At 56.5% G+C, this 19,879-nt stretch carries 22 protein-coding genes; 6 read left to right on the plus strand and 16 right to left on the minus strand.

The window, feature by feature from the left end; genetic code table 11:
* Positions 1 to 94: 94 nt before the first annotated feature.
* The 13 genes from PMI30_RS05765 to PMI30_RS05705 form a co-directional block, all read right to left on the minus strand.
* Positions 95 to 397 carry a hypothetical protein gene (locus tag PMI30_RS05765; protein ID WP_008013235.1) on the minus strand — a complete coding sequence of 101 codons (303 nt, stop codon included), beginning with the start codon at positions 395 to 397 and terminating at the stop codon, positions 95 to 97.
* Positions 398 to 851: 454 nt separating this feature from the next.
* Positions 852 to 1,127: a type II toxin-antitoxin system RelE/ParE family toxin gene (locus PMI30_RS05760; protein ID WP_008013237.1), complete on the minus strand. Its 276-nt coding sequence runs from the start codon at positions 1,125 to 1,127 to the stop codon at positions 852 to 854.
* Positions 1,127 to 1,399 carry a CopG family ribbon-helix-helix protein gene (locus tag PMI30_RS05755; RefSeq protein WP_008013240.1) on the minus strand — a complete coding sequence of 91 codons (273 nt, stop codon included), beginning with the start codon at positions 1,397 to 1,399 and terminating at the stop codon, positions 1,127 to 1,129. Before PMI30_RS05755 ends, PMI30_RS05760 begins: the two co-directional genes overlap by 1 nt.
* A 247-nt stretch (positions 1,400 to 1,646) precedes the next feature.
* Positions 1,647 to 3,155 carry a tripartite tricarboxylate transporter permease gene (locus tag PMI30_RS05750; protein ID WP_008013242.1) on the minus strand — a complete coding sequence of 503 codons (1,509 nt, stop codon included), beginning with the start codon at positions 3,153 to 3,155 and terminating at the stop codon, positions 1,647 to 1,649.
* Between the two features lie 24 nt (positions 3,156 to 3,179).
* Entirely contained in the window at positions 3,180 to 3,671 is a 492-nt protein-coding gene (locus PMI30_RS05745; protein WP_032836027.1) for a tripartite tricarboxylate transporter TctB family protein, read from the minus strand.
* Position 3,672: 1 nt separating this feature from the next.
* Positions 3,673 to 4,641, minus strand: coding sequence for a tripartite tricarboxylate transporter substrate binding protein (locus PMI30_RS05740; RefSeq protein ID WP_008013245.1), 969 nt, complete (start codon positions 4,639 to 4,641; stop codon positions 3,673 to 3,675).
* A 232-nt stretch (positions 4,642 to 4,873) separates the two neighbouring features.
* On the minus strand, positions 4,874 to 6,181 hold the full coding sequence (locus PMI30_RS05735) for a dicarboxylate/amino acid:cation symporter (protein WP_008013247.1): 1,308 nt from the start codon (positions 6,179 to 6,181) through the stop codon (positions 4,874 to 4,876).
* A gap of 194 nt (positions 6,182 to 6,375) precedes the next feature.
* Complete coding sequence (locus tag PMI30_RS05730) at positions 6,376 to 7,113, minus strand: proteasome-type protease (RefSeq protein ID WP_008013248.1); 738 nt, start codon at positions 7,111 to 7,113, stop codon at positions 6,376 to 6,378.
* 80 nt (positions 7,114 to 7,193) lie between these two features.
* On the minus strand, positions 7,194 to 7,991 hold the full coding sequence (locus PMI30_RS05725; protein ID WP_008013249.1) for a transglutaminase family protein: 798 nt from the start codon (positions 7,989 to 7,991) through the stop codon (positions 7,194 to 7,196).
* The gene (locus PMI30_RS05720) at positions 7,988 to 8,938 is read right to left on the minus strand and encodes an alpha-E domain-containing protein (RefSeq protein ID WP_008013250.1); all 951 of its coding nucleotides are present in this window, start codon (positions 8,936 to 8,938) and stop codon (positions 7,988 to 7,990) included. The genes PMI30_RS05725 and PMI30_RS05720 overlap by 4 nt, the downstream gene beginning before the upstream one ends.
* Positions 8,939 to 8,941: 3 nt before the next feature.
* Complete coding sequence (locus PMI30_RS05715) at positions 8,942 to 10,351, minus strand: circularly permuted type 2 ATP-grasp protein (RefSeq protein ID WP_007902297.1); 1,410 nt, start codon at positions 10,349 to 10,351, stop codon at positions 8,942 to 8,944.
* A 721-nt stretch (positions 10,352 to 11,072) separates the two neighbouring features.
* Positions 11,073 to 12,299, minus strand: a complete 1,227-nt coding sequence (locus PMI30_RS05710; RefSeq protein WP_008013251.1) for a diaminopropionate ammonia-lyase — start codon at positions 12,297 to 12,299, stop codon at positions 11,073 to 11,075.
* Positions 12,300 to 12,379: 80 nt separating this feature from the next.
* Complete coding sequence (locus tag PMI30_RS05705) at positions 12,380 to 13,639, minus strand: Zn-dependent hydrolase (RefSeq protein ID WP_008013252.1); 1,260 nt, start codon at positions 13,637 to 13,639, stop codon at positions 12,380 to 12,382.
* Between the two features lie 178 nt (positions 13,640 to 13,817).
* Between PMI30_RS05705 and PMI30_RS05700 the strand changes: the two genes are divergently transcribed.
* A complete protein-coding gene (locus PMI30_RS05700) occupies positions 13,818 to 14,300 on the plus strand; it encodes an Lrp/AsnC family transcriptional regulator (RefSeq protein ID WP_008013253.1) in 483 nt (160 codons plus the stop codon).
* An 866-nt stretch (positions 14,301 to 15,166) separates the two neighbouring features.
* Here PMI30_RS05700 and PMI30_RS05690 read toward each other — a convergent pair.
* Positions 15,167 to 15,736 carry a carboxymuconolactone decarboxylase family protein gene (locus PMI30_RS05690; protein ID WP_008013255.1) on the minus strand — a complete coding sequence of 190 codons (570 nt, stop codon included), beginning with the start codon at positions 15,734 to 15,736 and terminating at the stop codon, positions 15,167 to 15,169.
* Between the two features lie 127 nt (positions 15,737 to 15,863).
* Here PMI30_RS05690 and PMI30_RS30860 point away from each other — a divergent pair, with 127 nt between their 5' ends.
* Positions 15,864 to 16,145, plus strand: a complete 282-nt coding sequence (locus tag PMI30_RS30860) for a winged helix-turn-helix transcriptional regulator (RefSeq protein ID WP_238542023.1) — start codon at positions 15,864 to 15,866, stop codon at positions 16,143 to 16,145.
* Here the strand turns inward: PMI30_RS30860 and PMI30_RS05685 are convergent.
* On the minus strand, positions 16,122 to 16,424 hold the full coding sequence (locus tag PMI30_RS05685) for a hypothetical protein (protein ID WP_157173043.1): 303 nt from the start codon (positions 16,422 to 16,424) through the stop codon (positions 16,122 to 16,124). The genes PMI30_RS30860 and PMI30_RS05685 overlap by 24 nt on opposite strands.
* 28 nt (positions 16,425 to 16,452) lie before the next feature.
* Here PMI30_RS05685 and PMI30_RS05680 point away from each other — a divergent pair, with 28 nt between their 5' ends.
* From PMI30_RS05680 to PMI30_RS05670, 3 genes are all read left to right on the plus strand, one after another.
* Positions 16,453 to 16,755: a hypothetical protein gene (locus PMI30_RS05680; protein WP_008013259.1), complete on the plus strand. Its 303-nt coding sequence runs from the start codon at positions 16,453 to 16,455 to the stop codon at positions 16,753 to 16,755.
* An 85-nt stretch (positions 16,756 to 16,840) separates the two neighbouring features.
* Entirely contained in the window at positions 16,841 to 17,446 is a 606-nt protein-coding gene (locus PMI30_RS05675; RefSeq protein WP_157173044.1) for a histidine phosphatase family protein, read from the plus strand.
* Between the two features lie 142 nt (positions 17,447 to 17,588).
* Positions 17,589 to 18,329 carry an NAD-dependent epimerase/dehydratase family protein gene (locus PMI30_RS05670; protein ID WP_008013264.1) on the plus strand — a complete coding sequence of 247 codons (741 nt, stop codon included), beginning with the start codon at positions 17,589 to 17,591 and terminating at the stop codon, positions 18,327 to 18,329.
* Positions 18,330 to 18,449: 120 nt separating this feature from the next.
* Here PMI30_RS05670 and PMI30_RS05665 read toward each other — a convergent pair whose 3' ends face one another.
* Positions 18,450 to 18,980, minus strand: coding sequence for a nucleotidyltransferase family protein (locus tag PMI30_RS05665; protein WP_008013266.1), 531 nt, complete (start codon positions 18,978 to 18,980; stop codon positions 18,450 to 18,452).
* Positions 18,981 to 19,243: 263 nt separating this feature from the next.
* Between PMI30_RS05665 and PMI30_RS31990 the strand changes: the two genes are divergently transcribed.
* The gene (locus PMI30_RS31990; protein WP_008013268.1) at positions 19,244 to 19,783 is read left to right on the plus strand and encodes a hypothetical protein; all 540 of its coding nucleotides are present in this window, start codon (positions 19,244 to 19,246) and stop codon (positions 19,781 to 19,783) included.
* Positions 19,784 to 19,879 lie beyond the last annotated feature (96 nt).

Below are 19,879 nucleotides of genomic sequence, written 5' to 3' on the forward strand. Positions count from 1 at the left end.
CCCACAGTTGATCGCTGGCGTACACAAATAATGTGTTCACAGAAAACCCGATGTGGGAGCGAGCCTGCTCGCGATAGCGTCAGATGACACACCGCTAAACAGCAGCCTTGAACCCCTCCTCCCGCTGCAACGCCCGAGCCTGAATCACATCCAGTATTGCGCAACCTTCACGCGTCAGCAGGTGCACCGCCCGGGTGATACGGGTCAGGTCGCAGTCGGAAATACCTTTGAGATTGAGGCTGGACAAGGTGTCGGTCAGATCGCGGACCACGGTGAAGCGGTGCATGGCGCAAGCGGCCATGTCGCTGAGTTCTTTGTGGGTGTTGATGAAGAGCACCGGGGTTTCGGCGTCGTAGGTGTCGATGGGGAGGTAACGGGGCATGACTTGATCGAACATAGGGTGTAACTCCAAATAGAGCAACCACCGTCCGCGGCCAAGCGAAAAGGTGGCAGCTGTGTGCGGGTTGGCCGACCGGCACACCCAAAACCGGCACACCCGAGGGTGTCCCGCGCACAGCTGCCATAACACGATATCCAGACATAAAAAGGTCTGAACAATGACGCTGATGCGTTTTGGGGTGACCGACCGGCCAAGGTCGTTCGCGGTGTTTTCCGCGAGCACGAACTATAGGGGGCGATACCGAAACGCGGCAACAGGGTACGTTGTAGGAAACGTCTTGGAAAGTTGTGCGCCACAAAGTTGATCGTTCCTACGATCGCGTGGGAACGATCGGCACTCAATCAGCCTCATGCAATTTGATGCCGCATTTATCATCCAGTCGCCCTGGCTGATGGACAAGGCGTTGCGCAGTTTTTTCCGCCATCGGGCCGGGCGGCCTGCATTTGCCAGGCTATCGATCCTCACGCGTGTGCCACAAACGCAGCAGGTAAATGGTGGACTCGACTATCTCGTAGCGCATCTCATAGTGGCCGACTTGAATTCGTCGCACATCACGCGGCTCGAACTCTTCCAGACGCTCGCCAATGCGTGGGTTGGCCAGCAGCGTGGTCGGTGTAGTCGTCAGTTGCTGTACTGTCCGTGCGGCAGCAGGTTGATTCACCGCCGCCAGAAACTCATACAGCCGGGTAATGTCGGAAAGCGCCTTACTTGTCCACTTCAAATCCATCAACGCGGCGCCGGCAACGGTGTGTCTGTGCTGAGGCTATCAGCCCAGGACTGGACAGTCTGGTGGTCAATCACGCGACCAGCATCTACATCGGCCAAGGCTTCACGAGTAAGTCGACTGCGTTCTTCTTCCTGATCTATCCAAGCGGATAGCGCCTGTTTGACGATCCAGTTCTTGGAGCGTTCTAGACGCTCAGCCATCAAATCGACTTTCTCGGCAAGCTGCACAGGGACATGGGCTGTCACGGATCGGGTTTTCGCGTTAGTGGCCATGATCGATTACTCCTGATGTGATTTGTCTTGTCTCGTCACTAATCAACTTGAATCAAAACCAATTATATCGAATAGCGATACATCGTCAAGCGCAGCACCAGATTGAGGTAATACCCTCGATAGACGGACGAAACAGGGGCCAAGATGTCAACTTTGAGGTAAGAGGAAAACACAAGGGCAGCGCTGGGGCTGGAGCTGGCGTTGACATGCATCGTCGTGCAGATCATCAAACCGGCTTACAACGCACTCAATCATCCTCATGCAATTTGATCCCGCGTTTATGCAGCAAATACGGAACCAGCAACACCAACAACGTCAGCACCAGAACCGACGCCGCAATCGGTTGTGTCACAAACACCATCCAGTCGCCCTGGCTGATGGACAAGGCGTTGCGCAGTTGTTTTTCCGCCATCGGGCCCAGCAGCATGCCGACGATCACCGGGGCGACGGGGAAATCGAAACGGCGCATCAACACCCCCGCCCAGCCGATGCCCAGCATCAGAAACAGGTCGAACGTCGAGTGGCGCATGCCGTATACGCCGATGGTGGCGAACACCAGAATGCCGGCGTTCAGGTAGGGCCGTGGAATCTGCAAGAGTTTGACCCACAGCCCAACCAACGGCAGGTTCAGCACCAACAGAATGGCGTTGCCGATGTACAAAGAGGCCACCAGCGTCCAGACCAACTCACCCGAGGTCTGGAACAGCAGCGGCCCCGGTTGCAGGTTGTAGTTCTGGAATGCAGCCAACAGGATCGCCGCCGTGGCGGAGGTCGGGATGCCCAGCGTCAGCAGCGGCACCAGCGAACCAGTAGCGCTGGCGTTGTTGGCCGCCTCGGGGCCGGCGACACCTTCGATGGCGCCCTCGCCTTTGCTGGCCGCGAACTCTTTCGGGTATTTGCTGAGTTTGCGTTCGGTCGAATAAGACAGGAACGTCGGAATTTCCGCGCCACCGGCTGGAATCGACCCGAAGGGAAAACCGATCAAGGTGCCCCGCAGCCACGCGGGAATCGAGCGTTTCCAGTCGGCGCGGGTCATCCACAACGAGGTCAGGCGATGTCGGCTGCCCGTTTCTTCCTTTTGGTAGAGCACGCTGTACAAGGCCTCACCGACGGCAAACAAGCCGACCGCCACCAGCACCACTTCGATGCCATCGACCAGCTCGGGCACCTCCATGGTGTAGCGGGCAATGCCTGAGGTCGAGTCCAGGCCGATCAAGCCGATGGTCAGCCCGATGCCCAGTGAGGCAAAGCCGCGCAGCATCGACGCACCGAGCACCGCCGACACCGTGGTGAAGGCCAGCACCAGAATCGCGAAATACTCCGCTGGCCCGAATTTCAGTGCCAGCGTGGCAACGAGTGGCGCGAACAACGTCAACAAAATCGTCGCGATGGTGCCGGCCACGAATGAACCGATAGCGGCCGTCGCCAGCGCCGGGCCGGCCCGTCCGTTACGGGCCATGAGGTTGCCTTCCAGGGCCGTGACCATGGAGGACGACTCCCCGGGGGTATTGAGCAGAATCGAGGTGGTGGAGCCGCCAAACTGAGCGCCGTAATAGATGCCGGCGAACATGATCAGCGCCCCGGTAGGATCGACCTTGGCGGTGATCGGCAGCAACAAGGCGACAGTCAGCGCCGGTCCGATCCCCGGCAAAACACCGATTGCGGTACCCAGCAGGCAGCCGATAAAGCCCCACATCAGATTGATCGGTGCCAACGCGGCCCCGAAGCCGCTTGCCAGACTTGCGAGAATGTCCACCTTGTCGACCTCCTTCGGCCCGGATCAGATCCAGGCGTTGACCAGGGGCGGAAGGGAAACCCCTAGCCCGGCGGTGAAAAGCCAGTAAATCGGCAGCGTCAGGGCGATACCTATGGCGAGGTCCCGCAGTGGGCTGCGACTGCCAAAGCCCCGTGCCGAACAGGCAAACAGCAGTGCCGCTGCCAATACGAAGCCGATGTAGGTAATGAGCAAGGCGACCCCTACCAGCCCCGCCGTGACCCAGGTCGCGCCGAGCTTGCCGCCGGGTTGAGCCTGGGTGGTTTCGTGGTCGTCGCCAAGGTTGCGAAAACCACCGGTGAGCGCCTGATAGCACATCAACAAACCGACGACGCCGAGAAACACCGCGACGGCATAGGGGTAGACATAGGCCGCCATGATGACGAAGCCCATCTCGGGAGGAAACCGCGAGGCGCCGAACGCCAATACCGCGCTGATGACGACGACACCTAAGCCAATCGCCAGTTGGGCCGGCATGACTCTCCAGCGCCCGGCCATCTCAAAGCAGCCCGACCTTGACCAGCATCGCGCGCAGGCGCCCGTGCTCTTCTTCGACGAATTTACCGAAATCATCCCCGGTCAAAATGCTCGGTGACCACGCATTGGTTTTTACGTTTTCTTGCCAGACGGTGCTTTTGGTGGCGGTCAGGACGGCTTCGGTCAGTTCTTTACGTTGCTCGGGCGTCAGGCCCGCTGCGCCGTAAACACCCCGCCAGTTGCCGATCGTCACGTCGTATCCAGCCTCTTTGAGGGTCGGTGCATCGATGCCTTCAACGCGGTTGGGCGCGCCGATGGCGAGTAAGCGGAACTGTTTGGACTGGACGTATTTGGCAAGCTCGGCGTAGCCGCCGGTGATCACCGTGATATGGCCACCCAGCACCGCGGCGACGACTTCGCCGCCACCGGCGAAGGCGACGTAATTCACCTTGTTGACAGGGACGTCCATTTTGCTCGCCAGTTCGGCGATGCCAATGTGGTCGATCGACCCTTTGGAGCCACCGCCCCATTTGATACTGGACGGGTTGGCTTTGAAGTCTTTGAGCAAGTCGTCCAGGGTTTTGTACGGGGAGTCGTCACGCACGGCAATCACGTTGTATTCGGTAAACAGCCGGGCGATCGGTGTCACGTCCTTCAAGGTGATTTGCGGTTTGTTCTGCTCGATGGCCGCGACCATGATCGCGCCGACCACAATCAGGGCATTGGCGTCGCCCTTGGTGCCGTTGGCAAATTGCGCCAACCCCAGGGTCCCACCGGCACCGCCCTTGTTTTCAAAGGTGACGGCCTTGGCCGTTTTGGCCTCGACCATGGCTTTGCCCAGGACCCGTGCGGTCTGGTCATAACCACCACCGACCGAACCTGGGGCCATGAACTTGACGGTGTCCAGCGCAAAAACAGGTGATGCGAGCGTGGCGGCGGTAATGACAGCGGCGGCCATGTTGCTGCTGAATCGACGGAACAAGGCAAGCATGTGTGATCTCCCGATAACAGTTCTTGTTGTTTTCGATCAGGGGTAGCCCCTGCTCGTTGAACAGGCATCTGGGAATAAGCGTAGGTCATAGTTGTGTTTGTTGGTGTCCTTTCAATCAACCGGATGGCAATGACCGGTAGCCCCGCGCAATGAGCTGATGTCCCGCGGGGCTGGCACCAAAAGCAGATCAGAAACGCAGGGGCATTATTCTATTAGGCTGCACGCCCGCGTTTCAGGCCTTTACCGGGACCGCCGATACCACCGCATCCTCAAGATCCAGCGTTCTGGCGTGAGCCTGGGCCTCTTCTTCGCTCATCAGTTCGCCTTCCCATTTGGCGACCACGGCAGTGGCAATGGAGTTGCCCACCGCATTGGTTGCCGAGCGCCCCATATCGAGGAACGTATCGACCCCCAGAATCAGTAACAGCCCGGCCTCGGGAATATTGAACTGGTTCAGCGTCGCGGCAATCACCACCAGGGACGCCCGCGGTACACCGGCCATGCCCTTGGAGGTCAGCATCAGAATCAGCAACATGGTGATCTGGGTACCGATGGACAACTCGATGCCGTAAGCCTGGGCGATAAACAGCACTGCGAACGTGCAGTACATCATCGAGCCGTCGAGGTTGAACGAGTACCCCATCGGCATGACAAAACTGGAGATCTTGCGCTTTACACCAAAGCGATCGAGGGCCTCGAGAATTTTCGGATACGCCGATTCGGAGCTCGCCGTGGCAAAAGACAGCAGAAAGGCTTCCTTGATCAACACCACGAGCTTGAACACCCGAGGTCCGAGAAACAGCAGGCCAGCCAGCACCAGCAGCCCCCACAACAAGAACAGCCCCAGGTAAAAATCGCCCATGAAGACGGCGAATTTCAACAGGATTGCCAACCCGTTCACCGACACGGTCGCGGCCATGGCGGCCATCACTGCAATGGGTGCCAACTTCATCACGTAACCGGTGATTTTCAGCATCGCGTGGGACAACTCTTCGATCAGCCCCACCAGGCGCTCGGCCTTTTTGCCCAGCGCCGCCAGCGCGACGCCGAAGAACATGGAGAACACCACGATCTGCAGGATTTCGTTGTTGGCCATCGCCTCGGCGAAGGATTTGGGTACCAGGTGGACGACGAAATCCTTCAGGGTGAAGGCTGACGTTGCAAGGTTAGTGTGGGCACCGATATCGGGCAGTGGAAGGCCGAGGTTGTGGCCAGGTTGTAGCAGATTGGCCATGACCAGCCCCAGCACCAGAGACACCAGCGAAGCCGTCACGAACCAACCCAGAGCCTTGGCAAATACGCGCCCGACCGACGCGGCATCGCCCATATGCGCGATACCGACCACCAGCGTCGAGAACACCAGCGGCCCGATCAGCATTTTGATCAGACGCAAAAAGACATCCGAGACAATGGAGATGTACCCCGCTACTTTGGTCGCCGATTCCTTGTCCGGAAAGTTGATGAACACCATGTAACCGATAAGGATCCCCAAGGTCATGGCGATCAGAATCCATGCCGCAGCCGGTAATTTGCTCTTCATAAAACACCTCCATGGGTTTAACCCAGTTCCAATTGCCTCAATGGCAGCGATTCATTCGCAATAGGTTGATCCATGCACTGAACGACTTTTATCCGCTCAAGTGCGCTGAACCGGGCAGCAAGCAAACCGCCCTTGAATCGGGGCGGTGCTTGAACAAGAGGTGAATCGTTATTTTTGTTATCAGCCGACTACGGTCATGCAGGCGTCATGTACACGTCGGGAGGCTCCGGCAGTGCAGCGAGCATGTCTTGCAACCCGGCGGCCCACTGCGTACGGATACGATTGAAGTAAGGGTCGTCGGCCGTGATGCGGTAACTTTTCGCGCGGGTAAAACTGTCTTTGCGGTACACCAGCAGGTCCAGCGGCATGCCTACCGACAGGTTGCTGTGCATGGTCGAGTCGAACGAGATCAGCCCGCAGCGCAGGCCTTCGTCGAGTGAGGTGCGAAACTTCAGGTTGCGATCCAGGATCGGCCTGCCGTATTTGCTTTCACCCAATTGCAGGAACGGCGTGTCTTCAGTCGCTTGAATGAAGTTGCCTTGCGGGTAAATGCTGTACACGTCCATGGGCCCGTCCGCGATTTGCCCACCGACCAGAAAGGAACAACTCAAGTCGGTCTTGCCCGCCAACTTGGTGCGATCCCGGGCGACGACTTCGCGAACGGTTTCGGCCACCAGCACGGTGGCGTCATAAAGCGTGCGGACATTCAACAGATGGGTACCCGACCCGCTCGCACGTTGCTTGAGCAGGTTGACCACCGATTGCGACGTGGCCAGGTTGCCCGCGGTTTGCAGCACGATCAGCCGCTCTCCTGGCGTGCTGAAAATAAACAACTTACGGAAGGTTGAAATCTGGTCGATACCGGCATTGGTCCTTGAATCGGAGATGAACACCAGCCCGTCGGCCAGGTGCATAGCGACGCAATAAGTCATTCGTGTTAACTCGTGAATTTGAGATGAGAGGCCATACCGTCTCCACGACGGTATGGCCAGTTGCTGCGACTGACTTGGGGTTATTGGTGTTGAACCTGAAACAGGGACGTTACCTGTACCCGGGCCAGCATCGACTCCGCCCCGCCGCCACGACGCATACCGCGTACCGGACAGGCGTCCAGGTAGTCCAGACCCACCGCCAGTTTCAGATGGCGTTCGGGCCGGGCCAACCGATTCGTCACGTCGAAGCTGTACCAGCCATCGTCGAGCCACGCTTCGGCCCAGGCATGACTGGCCAAGTGATTTTCATCTTCGGTACACAGGTAGCCAGAGACATAACGTGCGGGAATTCCCAGGCTGCGGGCGCAGGCAAGAAAAGCGTGGGTGTGGTCCTGGCACACCCCTCCTCCGCCCGCAAACGCCTCGGCTGCGGTGGTATCCACCGTGGTCGCACCCGGGTTGTAGACCATGTGGTCGGCCAGGCCATTCATCAGGTCGATCAGCGCCGTCCGATCACGCCGCGTACCGCAGTGCTGCACGGTAAAGGCATTCAGGGCATCGTCCAGTTTTGTCAGGTGACTGGTGCGCAAAAACGGCAAAGGCGATTGGCTGTCGCGTTCAAACTCCCGGTCCGGATCGATTTCCACCTGACCATAAGCCGTCAGCACCAGAGCTCCGTGGGGCTCGTCCATCGTCAACACATGCAGGATGTTGCCGTAAGGATCGAACTGGCTGCGGACCAGGCGCGGCAATTCCAGGTGCCATTCGAGGATGCGCTGGCGATCGCTGTTCTGCGGTGTCAGCCGCAGGAACTGGATGCTGGTGCAGACCTCGTCGGCATAGCTGTAAGTGGTGTCGTGGCGTATGGACAGTTTCATACGACCTCCAGATAGGACTCGTGCACGGTCTGACCGAGATGGCGAACCTGGGAGATGAAATCAGTCAGCCACAGGTGCAGACCGAAGCCGAGAATCTCGTCGATCCCGGTGTAACGCAGCCGCGCATTCAGTTCTGCTGCCAGGCGCTGGGCCGGTCGGCCGTTTTTGCCCGGCAGGCTGGCGAGGATCTGGTCCAGCTCCTCGATACAAGCGTGCAGCGAACGCGGCACATCGCCGCGCAACAGCAGCATCTCGGACACCTGCTCGGCGCCGGGCGCATTGCGATATATCTCGTTGAACGCCTCGAAGGATGACAAGGCGCGCAGCAAGGCGCTCCACTGGTAGTAGCCTCGCGCAGAGTTGTCACTCACCTCCTCCGACTCTTCGCCGAACATTTCGTAGCGCGCATCCAGCAGGCGCAGGGTGTTGTCGGCCCGTTCGAGGAAGGTGCCCAGGCGGATAAAGCAATAGGCATCGTTGCGCATGATGGTGCCCGAGGTCGCCCCACGGAACAGGTGCGAGCGCTCCTTGACCCACTCGCAGAAATGGCTGATGCCGTAGCGACCCAGGCCATTGCTGGCGATATTGCGCATCTCAAGCCACGTGGCGTTGATGTTCTCCCACATGTCGGCGGTGATGCGTCCACGCACCGCGTGAGCATTGGCCCGGGCGGCCTGCAGGCAGCAATAGATACTGCCGGGGTTGGTTTCATCCAGCGCGAAAAAGTGCAGCATGCGCTCGGTGTTGAGTTCGCCGTAGCGTTCGTTGTAGTCGTCCAGCGTGCCGGCGGCCAATAGCGACATCGCCAGTTCGGCGCGGCCATCGGTGCGCCCGGCATGGGGCATCAGGGACAGCGAGTAACTGACTTCGAGCATGCGCGCCAGGTTTTCGGCGCGCTCCAGGTAACGGGACATCCAGTAGAGGTCCGAAGCGGTTCTTGAAAGCATGTCTTAGTCCTCCACTACCCAAGTGTCTTTGGTGCCGCCGCCCTGAGACGAGTTCACCACCAGCGAGCCTTCGCGCAATGCGACGCGGGTCAGGCCACCGGGCACCAGACGGGTTTCGCTGCCCGACAGTACAAACGGGCGCAGGTCAATGTGGCGTGGAGCGATGCCGTTTTCGACAAAGGTCGGGCACGTCGACAGGCACAGGGTGGGTTGGGCGATATAGGCTTCGGGGCGTGCCTTGAGGCGCGCGCGGAAGTCTTCGATTTCCGCCGCCGTGGCGGCCGGCCCAACCAGCATGCCGTAGCCACCGGAACCCTGGGTCTCCTTGACCACTAGCTCGGGAAGATGGGCCAGCACGTGGGACAGCTCTTCGGGTTTGCGACATTGCCAGGTCGGCACGTTCTTGAGGATCGGTTCCTCGCTGAGGTAGAAGCGGATCATGTCGTCGACATAGGGGTAGATCGACTTGTCGTCGGCCACACCGGTGCCGATGGCGTTGGCCAGGACCACGTTCCCCGAGCGATAGGCCGCCACCAGCCCCGGGACACCCAGCATGGAGTCTGGATTGAAGGACAGCGGATCGAGGAAGGCATCATCGAGGCGGCGATAGATCACATCCACCTGTTTCGGGCCGGCGGTGGTGCGCATGTAGACATGATCGTCGCGCACAAACAGATCGGCGCCTTCGACCAGTTCCACGCCCATTTCACGGGCCAGGAATGCGTGTTCGAAGTAAGCGCTGTTGAAGCGACCCGGGGTCAATACCACGGCCGTCGGGTTGTCCAGGGGGCTGGAGCTCTTGAGGGTGTCCAGCAGCAGATTGGGGTAGTGATCGATGGGCGCCACACGCTGGGCGGCGAAGAGTTCAGGGAACAAGCGCATCATCATCTTGCGGTCTTCGAGCATGTAGCTCACACCGCTGGGGGTGCGCAAGTTGTCTTCCAGTACGTAGTAACTGCCATCCCCATCGCGGACCAGATCGACCCCGGAGATGTGGGCATAGATGCCGCGGTGCAGATTCAGGCCCTGCATGGCGACCTGATAACCCTCGTTGGCCAATACCTGTTCGGCCGGAATAATGCCCTCCTTGAGAATGCGTTGCCCGTGGTAGATGTCGGCCAGGAACATGTTCAATGCCTGGACCCGTTGAATGCAGCCACGCTCCACCGTTTGCCATTCGCGGGCGGTGATGCTGCGTGGAATGATGTCGAACGGAATCAACCGCTCTGTGCCCTGCTCGTCCCCGTATAAGGTGAAGGTGATGCCGGCTCGGTGGAACAACAGGTCGGCTTCGCGACGACGTTGATCCAGCAACTCCAGAGGTGTGTCCGCCAACCAACGCGCGAACTCCTGGTAATGTGGGCGGCAGCCACCACTCGCATCATACATTTCGTTAAAAAAAGCTCGGGACATACCCTACTCCTTGCCGCGATACAGACGGCATTTTCTTATCACTTTGCTATTTCAATAAAATAAGGCCTTACGTTGTTTTAGTGAGTACTGTTTCTGTTGAGCACCTCAGTGTGCGTCGTTAACTTCCTGTCACATTCGGAAATAACTTCCTCATGACTCCGGCAATCTCTTGACGCGTCCCGACGCCAGAGATTCGGCCTCTGCGGTTTGATTTCTGGCGCCCCATTTATAACGTTCCCCATTATCTTTTTTCGTTGAAAACCACACTTGCGGTGGTTGGAAAGTACTTTTGCAAGGGCTGTGCCCAAGTATTGTTACTGCTCATAAAAAACGAAAAACCCCTCCGTAAAGACACCAGAGAGACATTTCATTGCATTTTTGAGACAAAAACAGATGCGATCGCTGAAACGTTTTTCCCACTTGTAACTTGCACAACTCTGGAGCGGGCAAAAATGGTGCGATTAGCAACTCCGGGGCGTTTTTTGCCCTATAAGCGGGAAATTTCTACTCATTATTTTTATTGCCCTTGTAATACAAAGCATCCCACCCGACGCCTCGATAAATATCGAACGCACTATTAATGCTCAAAAAAATGCACCAAAAAATTTCAGAAAGAACGTAAGTGCCAAGTAGTGAGGCAAAAAAAGAGAGAGCAAAGAGGGCCTGATCCGTGGCCGAAAGAGGTCGAGACAGACTGCGAGCGGGCCGCCCGGTTATCCGGTCAAACGGCCGCCAACCATTCTTTTTGACGGGCTAAAACCGATGTCGCTGTCTCACCGACCAGCTCAGCGTACACATTGGGTGCGGTCGCCCCTTCGGTGCTGATCAACAGGACTTTCGATTGCCGGTTGATACCGGTCTTTGAGGCGAGGCCTGGCGTCGACATGATCTGCGTAAGCCCGGCTAGCCCGGCAACGGCGGATTCTCCAGCGACCACCGGGATATCTTGTGGGCTACCGGTAGCGAGCTTACACATGGCGTCCACGGCATCCTGATCCTGGACAGTCATGAAAAAATCGACGCTGGAACGAAGAAACTTCCACGCAAGCGTAGAGGTTTCTCCACAGGCCAACCCGGCCATCAGCGAGTCTACCGAGCCCGTTGCGTTTGCGGCTTTACCGCTGAGGGCGCTTTGGTACAGGCAATCGGCTTGCTCGGGCTCCACGACAATCAACACAGGTCGTTGCTCGCCATACTGCTCCCAGAAATAACTGGCGATCCCCGCCGCCAGTCCGCCGACCCCGCCTTGCAGAAAAACATGGGTGAATGCACACCCGCTGCCATGCCATTCACTCGACGCCTCGATGATCTCTGCGGCCATGGTGCCGTAACCCTGCATGACGTCCCGCGGGATCTCTTCGTAGCCATCATAGGAAGTGTCAGAAACAACCCGCCATTGATTGCTCGCAGCCAGGGCTGCTGCGTGCTCGACCGACTCATCGTAGTTGCCGCTGATACGGATGATCTCTGCGCCATAAGCTGCAATGCCCTCTTCGCGCTCGGTACTGACCTTGGCATGCAGCACGATCATGCATCGGCAGCCGATGCTTTGCGCGGCTGCGGCCAGCGCACGGCCATGGTTGCCGTCGGTAGCACTGATGACCGTGAAGTCGGCCAGTGACGTCGCGTACTTGCCTGCAAGCAGACCTGGCGCGTCATAACCTCGCGCTGGAAATGTCCGGAGGATCAAACGGACCAGGGCAATCGGTGCGCCAAGTGCCTTGAAACTGCCGAGCACAGAGCGCGCGGATTCATCCTTCACCCACACGTGCCCGACGCCCAGTTGCGCGGCCAGGCCGGGTAGCGAATACAAAGGCGTGCCCTGGTGATTCAGGTGCTGCCAATGGGCCAGCCAGGCGCGACTTTCAGCAGCTTTCTGCATGCTCATGATGTCCAGCAGGTCATCAGGATAGGGTTCACGTCTTGCGTTGGGGTTGGCGATTAACATGGGGGCACTCCATTTTCAGGCAAAGCGAAGTCGTCGCTGGCGGATGTCAGCCAGCGAATCGGTCTATCGGGTGAAATGGCTCAGCGGCCAGTGTCGAGACGCCTCATGACCACATCCAGCAGAACATTGGCGCCATTGAGCAGCTGATCGTCATCGGTGTGCTCTCGCGGGTTATGGCTGATACCTCCACGGCTGGGAACGAAGATCATCGCCGACGGCGCGATGCGGGCAATCATCTGCGCGTCATGCCCGGCCCCGGACGTCATCCGTTTGTGGCTGTAGCCCAACCGCTCGGCGGCCGCCTGAATCTCATCAGCCAGCTCGGCATTGAAGGTCACTGGCTCGAACCGCACTAACTGTTCAGTGCTGAATCGCACGCCTTCTTCCTCGCAAGCCCTGAAGAGGAACTGTGCCAATCGTTGCTCGGCTGCAACCAGTCTCGACTCGTCAGGGTCACGCAAATCGACGGTGAACGTCGCTTTGCGCGCAATGACGTTGATCACGTTGGGCTCAAAACTCATGCAACCCACGGTCGCCAGGGTAGTCCCCGCTGAATCCATCGCTATTTGGCGCAACTCGTTCACCACGGCACAAGCGACATACCCGGCGTCATGGCGCAAGCGAGTGGGAGTGGTGCCGGCATGGTTGGCGTTGCCTTGCACGACCACCTGCTGCCACGAGATGCCCTGAAGGTTTTCAACCACGCCGATCAATACGCCTTCGGCCTCCAGTATCGGGCCCTGTTCTATATGCAGTTCCAGGTACTCAAACGGAATGATCGAACCGGGCTCCATGTCACCGGCATAGCCGATGCGCTCGAGTTCATCCCCAAGGCGGCTTCCATCGGTGCCAAGCGTATCCAGCGCTTGCCCGACATCCATTCCCCCGGCATGCACCAGCGATCCCATCATGTCCGGTTGATAGCGCACACCTTCTTCATTGGTGAAGGCAGCAATGGTGATCGAACGCGCCGGCAGCACTCCAGCGTCGCGGTATGCCCTGACGACAGCCAGCCCCGCAAGCACGCCATAACAACCATCGAGCGCGCCGGCATTGGTCACAGAATCGATGTGCGAACCAATCATCAGTGGCGCTTGATCACCTTGGTCCGTCGCCGAACGCAACGTGGCGAAGATGTTGCCGATCCGATCGACCCGAACGTCCAGCGCAAGCGCCTTCATCCACTCGACGAGCTGATCGCGGCCGACTTTTTCAGTGTCGGTAAGGGCGATGCGCGTGCGACCGCCATTGGCTTCATCTACCCCAATCTCCCCAAGGGTACGGATTTGCTGCAAAAGGATTTGGCCATTCAGGCGAAGGTCAGCGGTCAATGAACGCACAAGGCTCTCCGGCACAAGAGGTACGGGATGAACAGGCGCTAACGCAACGTCACGCTGTTCACGATGTGGTAAATAGTATTTCGAGAACGCTGCAGGATTTTCTTGATTTGCCCCCTCCGGATGAAATTTCATTGCGTATTTCAGCTCGTGTTCGAGCGCCCCTTCAGAGCCTTCACTTATGAGCCTTGACGCCTTCGATCTTGCACTGCTGGACGCCGTCCAGAGGGACGCGACGATTTCTCAACATGAACTGGGCGCCCGGATCAACCTGTCACCGGCGGCGGTCAACCGTCGCCTGAAAAAGCTGGCAGCCGACAAGGTCACTCGAAAAACCATCACGCTGGTCAACCCGGCACAAGTGGGCTATCACCTGACGATCATCACGGAGGTTGAAGTCGCGAGCGAACGCCCTGATCAGCTCGACGCCATGAAGCGCGGCTTTCTGAGCTGCCCACAGGTTCAGCAGTGTTACTACGTGGCGGGAGAATGCGACTTCGTCCTCATCATGCTCGTGAAGAACATGGAGCAGTACACCGAACTGACCGCGCAATTGTTCTTTGAGAACGACAACGTTAAGCGCTTCAAGACATTGGTATCGATGAGTAATATCAAGGTGGGCATGGAAGTCCCGACGGATGCTTTTGATCCTGGCAGCCCCTGATGATTATTCCCCCCCCGCTTGAGAATGCATAGTTAGGGGCCCCTGAAAAATAGAGTTTTTAAACACTCCGTGGTTATCCCCACTGGGTCTGTCCAGAGTGACAGGCAGGGACTGGCAGAAAAGCCAAAAGCACACATTTACAAGTGGGAGAATTAGTCTGTACAGATTTCAGGGAAAGCGAGGAATGGAATGATCAACCTGCTATCAATTGCCAGCCATAAATCCAAATACAGCAGCGGCTTCTACCCGACCTTTGCCATTGACGGAGTGCCTCTGGAGGTTTGGCTGCCTAGGCAGAACCCGGCTGCTGAGTTCGACCTCGTAGCTGCCCATTCAGGCTTGTACAGCGATGAAGATAACTTGTTGATATGGGACCGGATATATTCCACTGCGCCTGGTTGGAAGACTCTGGTTCCCCTGCTTGTCTGCTCAGATGACCTAGACTTGACCTGTACAGTTATTGTCGCAGAGCAGTGCGCCCATGAGCATCAGTCCGTATTCGTATCTGTACGACCTTTTCATTTTGAAAGGGAAAACCGATAGGAGTATGCGGGTCGCCTGATGGGTGGCTTCTGATCACCTGATCAAACAGAACACAAGTCAACGAATGCTGTGGTGGCACCTATCCGGCGCGTCTCTGACCATATGGTTAACCAGGAACTGGACAGATCAACAGATAACAGCAGCCGCTTTCGTCGCCCTTCAGCACCGGGGTGAGGTATATGGCGGTAACTAGCTGAACTCGGCGCTTAGGAATTGAGATAACGGGACAGATCTATTTTCCAGTCCAAAACGACCGGTTGAATCCACAGCCCCAAAGCTGCCCTTCGCGGGGGCAGCTCACGGCCAGAAAGCGAGTCGTCAGCCTAAGACGATTGCGCTGCTTCATGCCGAAAATCACGGAATCTCGCCGCGTTTGGTTCAAGGGCAAGGGTCAGGCTATTGGCGATATACGATACCGTTCGATAGAAGCCCGCCAGCATCAGCAGTTCAAGGATTTGATCGTCATCGAGGTATCGTCGAGTGGCCTGAAATTCCGCTTCAGTCAAGGTAGCGCGATTGTGCAGGGCATCAATAGTAGCCAGCAGCACCGCCTCTTCCTCCGTCCAGTGCTCCGCCCGGAGCGGATAATCCAAGGTGTGGCCGATATCGTCTCTCGTCAATCCGGCCCGCTCTGCGAAAGCCATAACGTGCACACCCCACTCATATTCGCATCCGGTAAGTGCGCAGACCCTATTGATGATTAGCTCCCGCTGACGAAGCGTCAGCAGGTTTCCATCCAGCAGTGAACCAGCCGTGAACTTCCGCCATGCCCTTTCGCTGGTGGCGATGGTGGTGAACAACAACAGTGGTGGGACGCCCTCTCCCATTATTTTGTCGAACGTCGCCTGGAGGCCTTCCGTGTAGGGTTTTTCGAGTGTTTTGATTCGAGCCATGATGTACCCTTCGCTATCAAATGTGTAGCGCTAGTATTTGCTACATTATCTGTAGCGAGCAAGGGCCATATGCATGAATGATGATCAAAGCTTGGGATTGCAAATGATGAGTGGGCGTCGCCCAATCATGGCGCTTTTGGATGTGCTCGGACAGAAATGGGCGTTGAGGATCCTTTGGGAGCTTCAGCACGGTTCACTCAGTTCCCGTGCACTGCGAAGTGTGTGTGGCGATATCTCGCCCACTGTCTTGCAAAGTAGGGTCAACGAACTTCGTGGGGCAGGTTTCATCGAGTCAAACGAGGGCGGTTACGGGCTCACTCCACTGGGTACGGAGCTTTCGGAGTCGTTCTTCCCTCTGTATAGATTCGCCAATAAATGGGCCGATTCATTGGGCAAAAATAAGGTTTGATTCCTGGTGGAATGTCCCCCTTTCGGGGTGTAAGGAGCCAACGGCGAACGTCTGCATTTGGTCGATTGTGTTGAAAAAGTCGGCCATGGTTTGCGCATCCGAAAAGTACGCGTCCGAGATTGAAATTTGAGCCTGGAGTCCTGTGCTCAAGGCAAAGATTTCAATCTCAAGCACGTACTTTTCAGCCGTGGAAACCATGATCGACTTTTTCAACAGAATCGACCCGAAGCGGTCGTTCACCTTATCCAGTACATTCAACCGCTGCTTGAGCAGCATCACCTTAATAACGTGAACAAAGGAGGAACACGTGAACGAATACATACTGCTTATGTATCTGGATGCTTTCGACCAGGAAGCGGCTATTGATCCAGAGCGGTGGGCTCGATATATCACCTGGCTACGTGGCACCGGGCAATTCGATGGTGGTAGCTCGATCGGTAAGGGGCAACGTCTGCGCAAAGGGCAAATGAGTCACCCCGGCGTGACTGACCTCAGCGGATTCATCCGGGTTCGTGCAGCCAATCTCGAAGAGGTCAAGGCGCTGCTAACTGGCAATCCGGTTTATGAGGCTGGCGGTACAGTGGAAATTCGCGAGCTACCTCGCACGTAAGACTCGGTATGTGCGCCTAGTGATCCGGACTCACCAGCTCCAAGCGGTTCCAAGTTGATACTATCCCCGCTCTTGACTCGATGAGATGGATTTCATGCATTTGTATGTCGTGCGGCATGGGGAAACTTGGGCAAATGCCGAAAAGCGTTACCTTGGATCGCTCGATCCAGCGCTTACAGAACGGGGACGTGAGCAAGCTCAAGCGCTTGAGGTAAATTTGCCCAAAAACCTGGACGCGCTTGTCGTATCCCCACGTCTACGGGCCAGAGAAACCGCCAGTATTCTTAACGAAGGGCTTAACCTCCAGGCCGAGATCATGGACTGCTTTCGAGAGCGTGATGTAGGGGTTTTCGAGGGGTTGACTCAAGCTGACGCAAGGGAGCGATATCCGCAGCTTTGGTCGCAAAACATCACTCGTCGTTGGGATCTTGGGCCAACCGGTGGTGAGTCAATTGCCGACGTTGTGAAGCGGGTCAGAGACGGTTTGGTTGAGCTGGAATCGAGGTACCCGTCAAAAAATGTATTGCTTGTTGCGCATGGCTTCGTTGCAAAGACAATCCGCGCTCTGGCCAAGAGCGACTTTTCAGATTTCTACGACTGGCAGCTCTCTAACGGCAGCATGCTAGCTTTGGACAATTTCGAAATTCCAACAGCTGATGCTGAGACTTTACAGACCTCACTGCCGCTTTAGCGATGATAGTGGCTGCAAACTATTTGGCAGGACTGCAAGGATGGCGCAATTAACGGAGTAGTAAAAAGGATGATTTTGGTTGTTGAGAACCGACCACGACGATGGGAAGCTACAGTGACGTTTACCATAAGGACATGCTGAAATGAACGCGCGAAAAATTTTAATCACAGGTGCTGCGGGCCGAATCGGCAGCGCTTTTTGGAAAGCGCATTACGATAAGTCAGATTTGCGTTTAGCCGACTTAGATGTATCAACACTTCCGCAATCGGCACAACGTTTCGCTCTCGACATCAGCGTTCAAGCCAGTTGCCTTGAAGCTTGCGAAGGCATACATACAGTGATTCATCTAGCTGCTGACCCTCGCCCAGACGCCGATTTCATGACATCCCTGCTCCCTGTGAATATTGTGGGCACCTACAACATGCTATTCGCCGCAAAGGCTCAAGGCTGCGAGCGCTTTATATTTGCGAGCAGCGCTCAGGCTATCGAAGGTTATCCAGAGGATGTCCAGATACATGAATGTATGGCGCCTAAGCCAGGCAATCTTTACGGGGTCAGCAAAGCGTTCGGGGAAGCGCTGGCTTCGATGTATGCAAACGATGGTCAAATGACAACAATCGCAGTCCGTATTGCAAACGTAGCTATATTTCACCAAGGGGAAAACCACAGTCACAGGGATGTAGCTGCTTTTATTAGTATCAGGGATGTTGTCGCACTACTTAGTAATTGCGTCGAGGCCGAGCTGAGCGGATTTCATGTTATCCACGGGGTCTCAGATAACAGATATAAGCGACTTTCTATCGAGAAGACCAGAAAAGTTGTGGGGTACGCTCCCTTTGATGATGGATTTGAGATTCTGGAAGGACACGCTCAACCTGACTGAACTACTTCATTAATTGCTGCCCCTTCGACTGTCCGCTTCGATTGCAGCCCGTCGTGACAGGCAGCAATCGGCTCTCATCTCCAATAAGTTTCTTCATCGGCATACTCCGCGCGTTCCGATTCAACTTTGGGTTTCTACGATCCTGAGCCAAGGCCAGCGAGCTTGATAACTTTTCGCCTTCTGATCGAACAGATCTGGCTTGGGATTCTTTGGATTGATGCGAAGTAGCCCTTGCTCTGTGTCGGCCAGGCCGTTGGGAGCATAGACTTCGCCAGTTTCAACATCCAAACCAATGCAGGTACCGGAAATCAGGTAGCGATCAATCCCGTCTTTAGCCGACTGAAGCTGAGGATAATCCCCGCCAAAGCGCTGGCTGTACCACATGTGAACGCGAGCCTGATTCTTGATCTCAACGTTAACTTCGAGGTCTTGGAAGAGACGCTGAGTTGAGTTGATGACCTCATTCTCGGCCTCCCAAGACAGATCATTGTCGAAGTAAAAAACATCGTAATCCTTCACCCCCCAAGCTGGCGGCAGTTGTGACTGATGATTCCAGACGGCTTGGAACAGGCAACCCGCCGTGAGCATGCATTGATTCAAACCGAGTGAAGGTAAACGTGAGGTGATTTCAGTATTTATTGGATTGGCCATTGCTATCCTGACCAACCTTTCGACAGTCAATGTCATTTTCATCCCTTTGGAATCGATCTAGTCCTAGCGACCGACAGTACATCATAGATTTGTAAAGTTTCGCGAAAGACAGCGTTTTTACACACTCTGGGCCGGAAGAAGTCCTTGGATGAACGTCTTTTAGCCGGAAGCATCACGCTGACCGCTTGTTGTTGACGGAGACTGGCATTGACGTAAAATCGCCACCCCCAAAAAATCAGCTTGCATAGCGAGAAGGAGCTTAGATGCTGCGGGTGATGATTGTTGGGCAACCCGGGTCTGGTAAAAGCACTTTGGCGCGTAAGCTTGGCCAGCTTACGGGCTTACCGATCATTCATATCGACACTATCCACTGGCAGCCAGGGTGGGTCGAACGGAGCTGGGGCGAGAAGACGCATCTTTGTCGCGAGATCGAGGCCCGTGAACGCTGGATATTCGAAGGTGGCCATTCAGCCACTTGGGACAATCGGGTGGCCCGCGCAGATCTTTTGATATGGATTGATCGTTCGGCGACGCTTCGATTCTGGCGCGTAGTGCTCAGAACGCTGCTCCAGCGCGGTCGGTCTCGGCCTGACTTGCCGGAGAACTGCCCCGAACTGCTGGCGAATCTGCCGGAGTTTTTTAGATTCATGTGGCGGACGAAAAAATCAGCGCGAGCAAAGATGCAGCAACTCGTGGCGACTGCGCCATCCACTTGCCGCGTAGTCTGTCTGCGGTCCAATCGGGATACCAGAGTTTTTCTCGCGAGCATTGGAAATTTGACTGACCAGGCTCCGCGAGATTGATAGACGGTTGACTACTTCAGTACGGAAATCGCCTGTTGCGACCGGCAGCTCTTGGCCGATTTATGCCTGTTACCACCGTCTGTTTCGGCCGGTCAG

Origin of the sequence: Pseudomonas sp. GM50, from assembly GCF_000282375.1 — a bacterium.
Lineage (GTDB): Bacteria > Pseudomonadota > Gammaproteobacteria > Pseudomonadales > Pseudomonadaceae > Aquipseudomonas.

What these genes read in the sequence shown, in the direction of transcription:
- PMI30_RS05765 (WP_008013235.1), bottom strand. Translation starts at nt 397, where the DNA reads ATGTTCGATCAAGTCATGCCCCGTTACCTCCCCATCGACACCTACGAC.
- PMI30_RS05715 (WP_007902297.1), bottom strand. Translation starts at nt 10,351, where the DNA reads ATGTCCCGAGCTTTTTTTAACGAAATGTATGATGCGAGTGGTGGCTGC.
- PMI30_RS05725 (WP_008013249.1), bottom strand. Translation starts at nt 7,991, where the DNA reads ATGAAACTGTCCATACGCCACGACACCACTTACAGCTATGCCGACGAG.
- PMI30_RS05675 (WP_157173044.1), top strand. Translation starts at nt 16,841, where the DNA reads ATGGATTTCATGCATTTGTATGTCGTGCGGCATGGGGAAACTTGGGCA.
- PMI30_RS05690 (WP_008013255.1), bottom strand. Translation starts at nt 15,736, where the DNA reads ATGGCTCGAATCAAAACACTCGAAAAACCCTACACGGAAGGCCTCCAG.
- PMI30_RS05730 (WP_008013248.1), bottom strand. Translation starts at nt 7,113, where the DNA reads ATGACTTATTGCGTCGCTATGCACCTGGCCGACGGGCTGGTGTTCATC.
- PMI30_RS05755 (WP_008013240.1), bottom strand. Translation starts at nt 1,399, where the DNA reads ATGGCCACTAACGCGAAAACCCGATCCGTGACAGCCCATGTCCCTGTG.
- PMI30_RS05735 (WP_008013247.1), bottom strand. Translation starts at nt 6,181, where the DNA reads ATGAAGAGCAAATTACCGGCTGCGGCATGGATTCTGATCGCCATGACC.
- PMI30_RS05745 (WP_032836027.1), bottom strand. Translation starts at nt 3,671, where the DNA reads ATGGCCGGGCGCTGGAGAGTCATGCCGGCCCAACTGGCGATTGGCTTA.
- PMI30_RS05670 (WP_008013264.1), top strand. Translation starts at nt 17,589, where the DNA reads ATGAACGCGCGAAAAATTTTAATCACAGGTGCTGCGGGCCGAATCGGC.
- PMI30_RS05710 (WP_008013251.1), bottom strand. Translation starts at nt 12,299, where the DNA reads ATGTTAATCGCCAACCCCAACGCAAGACGTGAACCCTATCCTGATGAC.
- PMI30_RS30860 (WP_238542023.1), top strand. Translation starts at nt 15,864, where the DNA reads ATGGCGCTTTTGGATGTGCTCGGACAGAAATGGGCGTTGAGGATCCTT.
- PMI30_RS05740 (WP_008013245.1), bottom strand. Translation starts at nt 4,641, where the DNA reads ATGCTTGCCTTGTTCCGTCGATTCAGCAGCAACATGGCCGCCGCTGTC.
- PMI30_RS05665 (WP_008013266.1), bottom strand. Translation starts at nt 18,980, where the DNA reads ATGGCCAATCCAATAAATACTGAAATCACCTCACGTTTACCTTCACTC.
- PMI30_RS05720 (WP_008013250.1), bottom strand. Translation starts at nt 8,938, where the DNA reads ATGCTTTCAAGAACCGCTTCGGACCTCTACTGGATGTCCCGTTACCTG.
- PMI30_RS05700 (WP_008013253.1), top strand. Translation starts at nt 13,818, where the DNA reads ATGAGCCTTGACGCCTTCGATCTTGCACTGCTGGACGCCGTCCAGAGG.
- PMI30_RS05760 (WP_008013237.1), bottom strand. Translation starts at nt 1,127, where the DNA reads ATGGATTTGAAGTGGACAAGTAAGGCGCTTTCCGACATTACCCGGCTG.
- PMI30_RS31990 (WP_008013268.1), top strand. Translation starts at nt 19,244, where the DNA reads ATGCTGCGGGTGATGATTGTTGGGCAACCCGGGTCTGGTAAAAGCACT.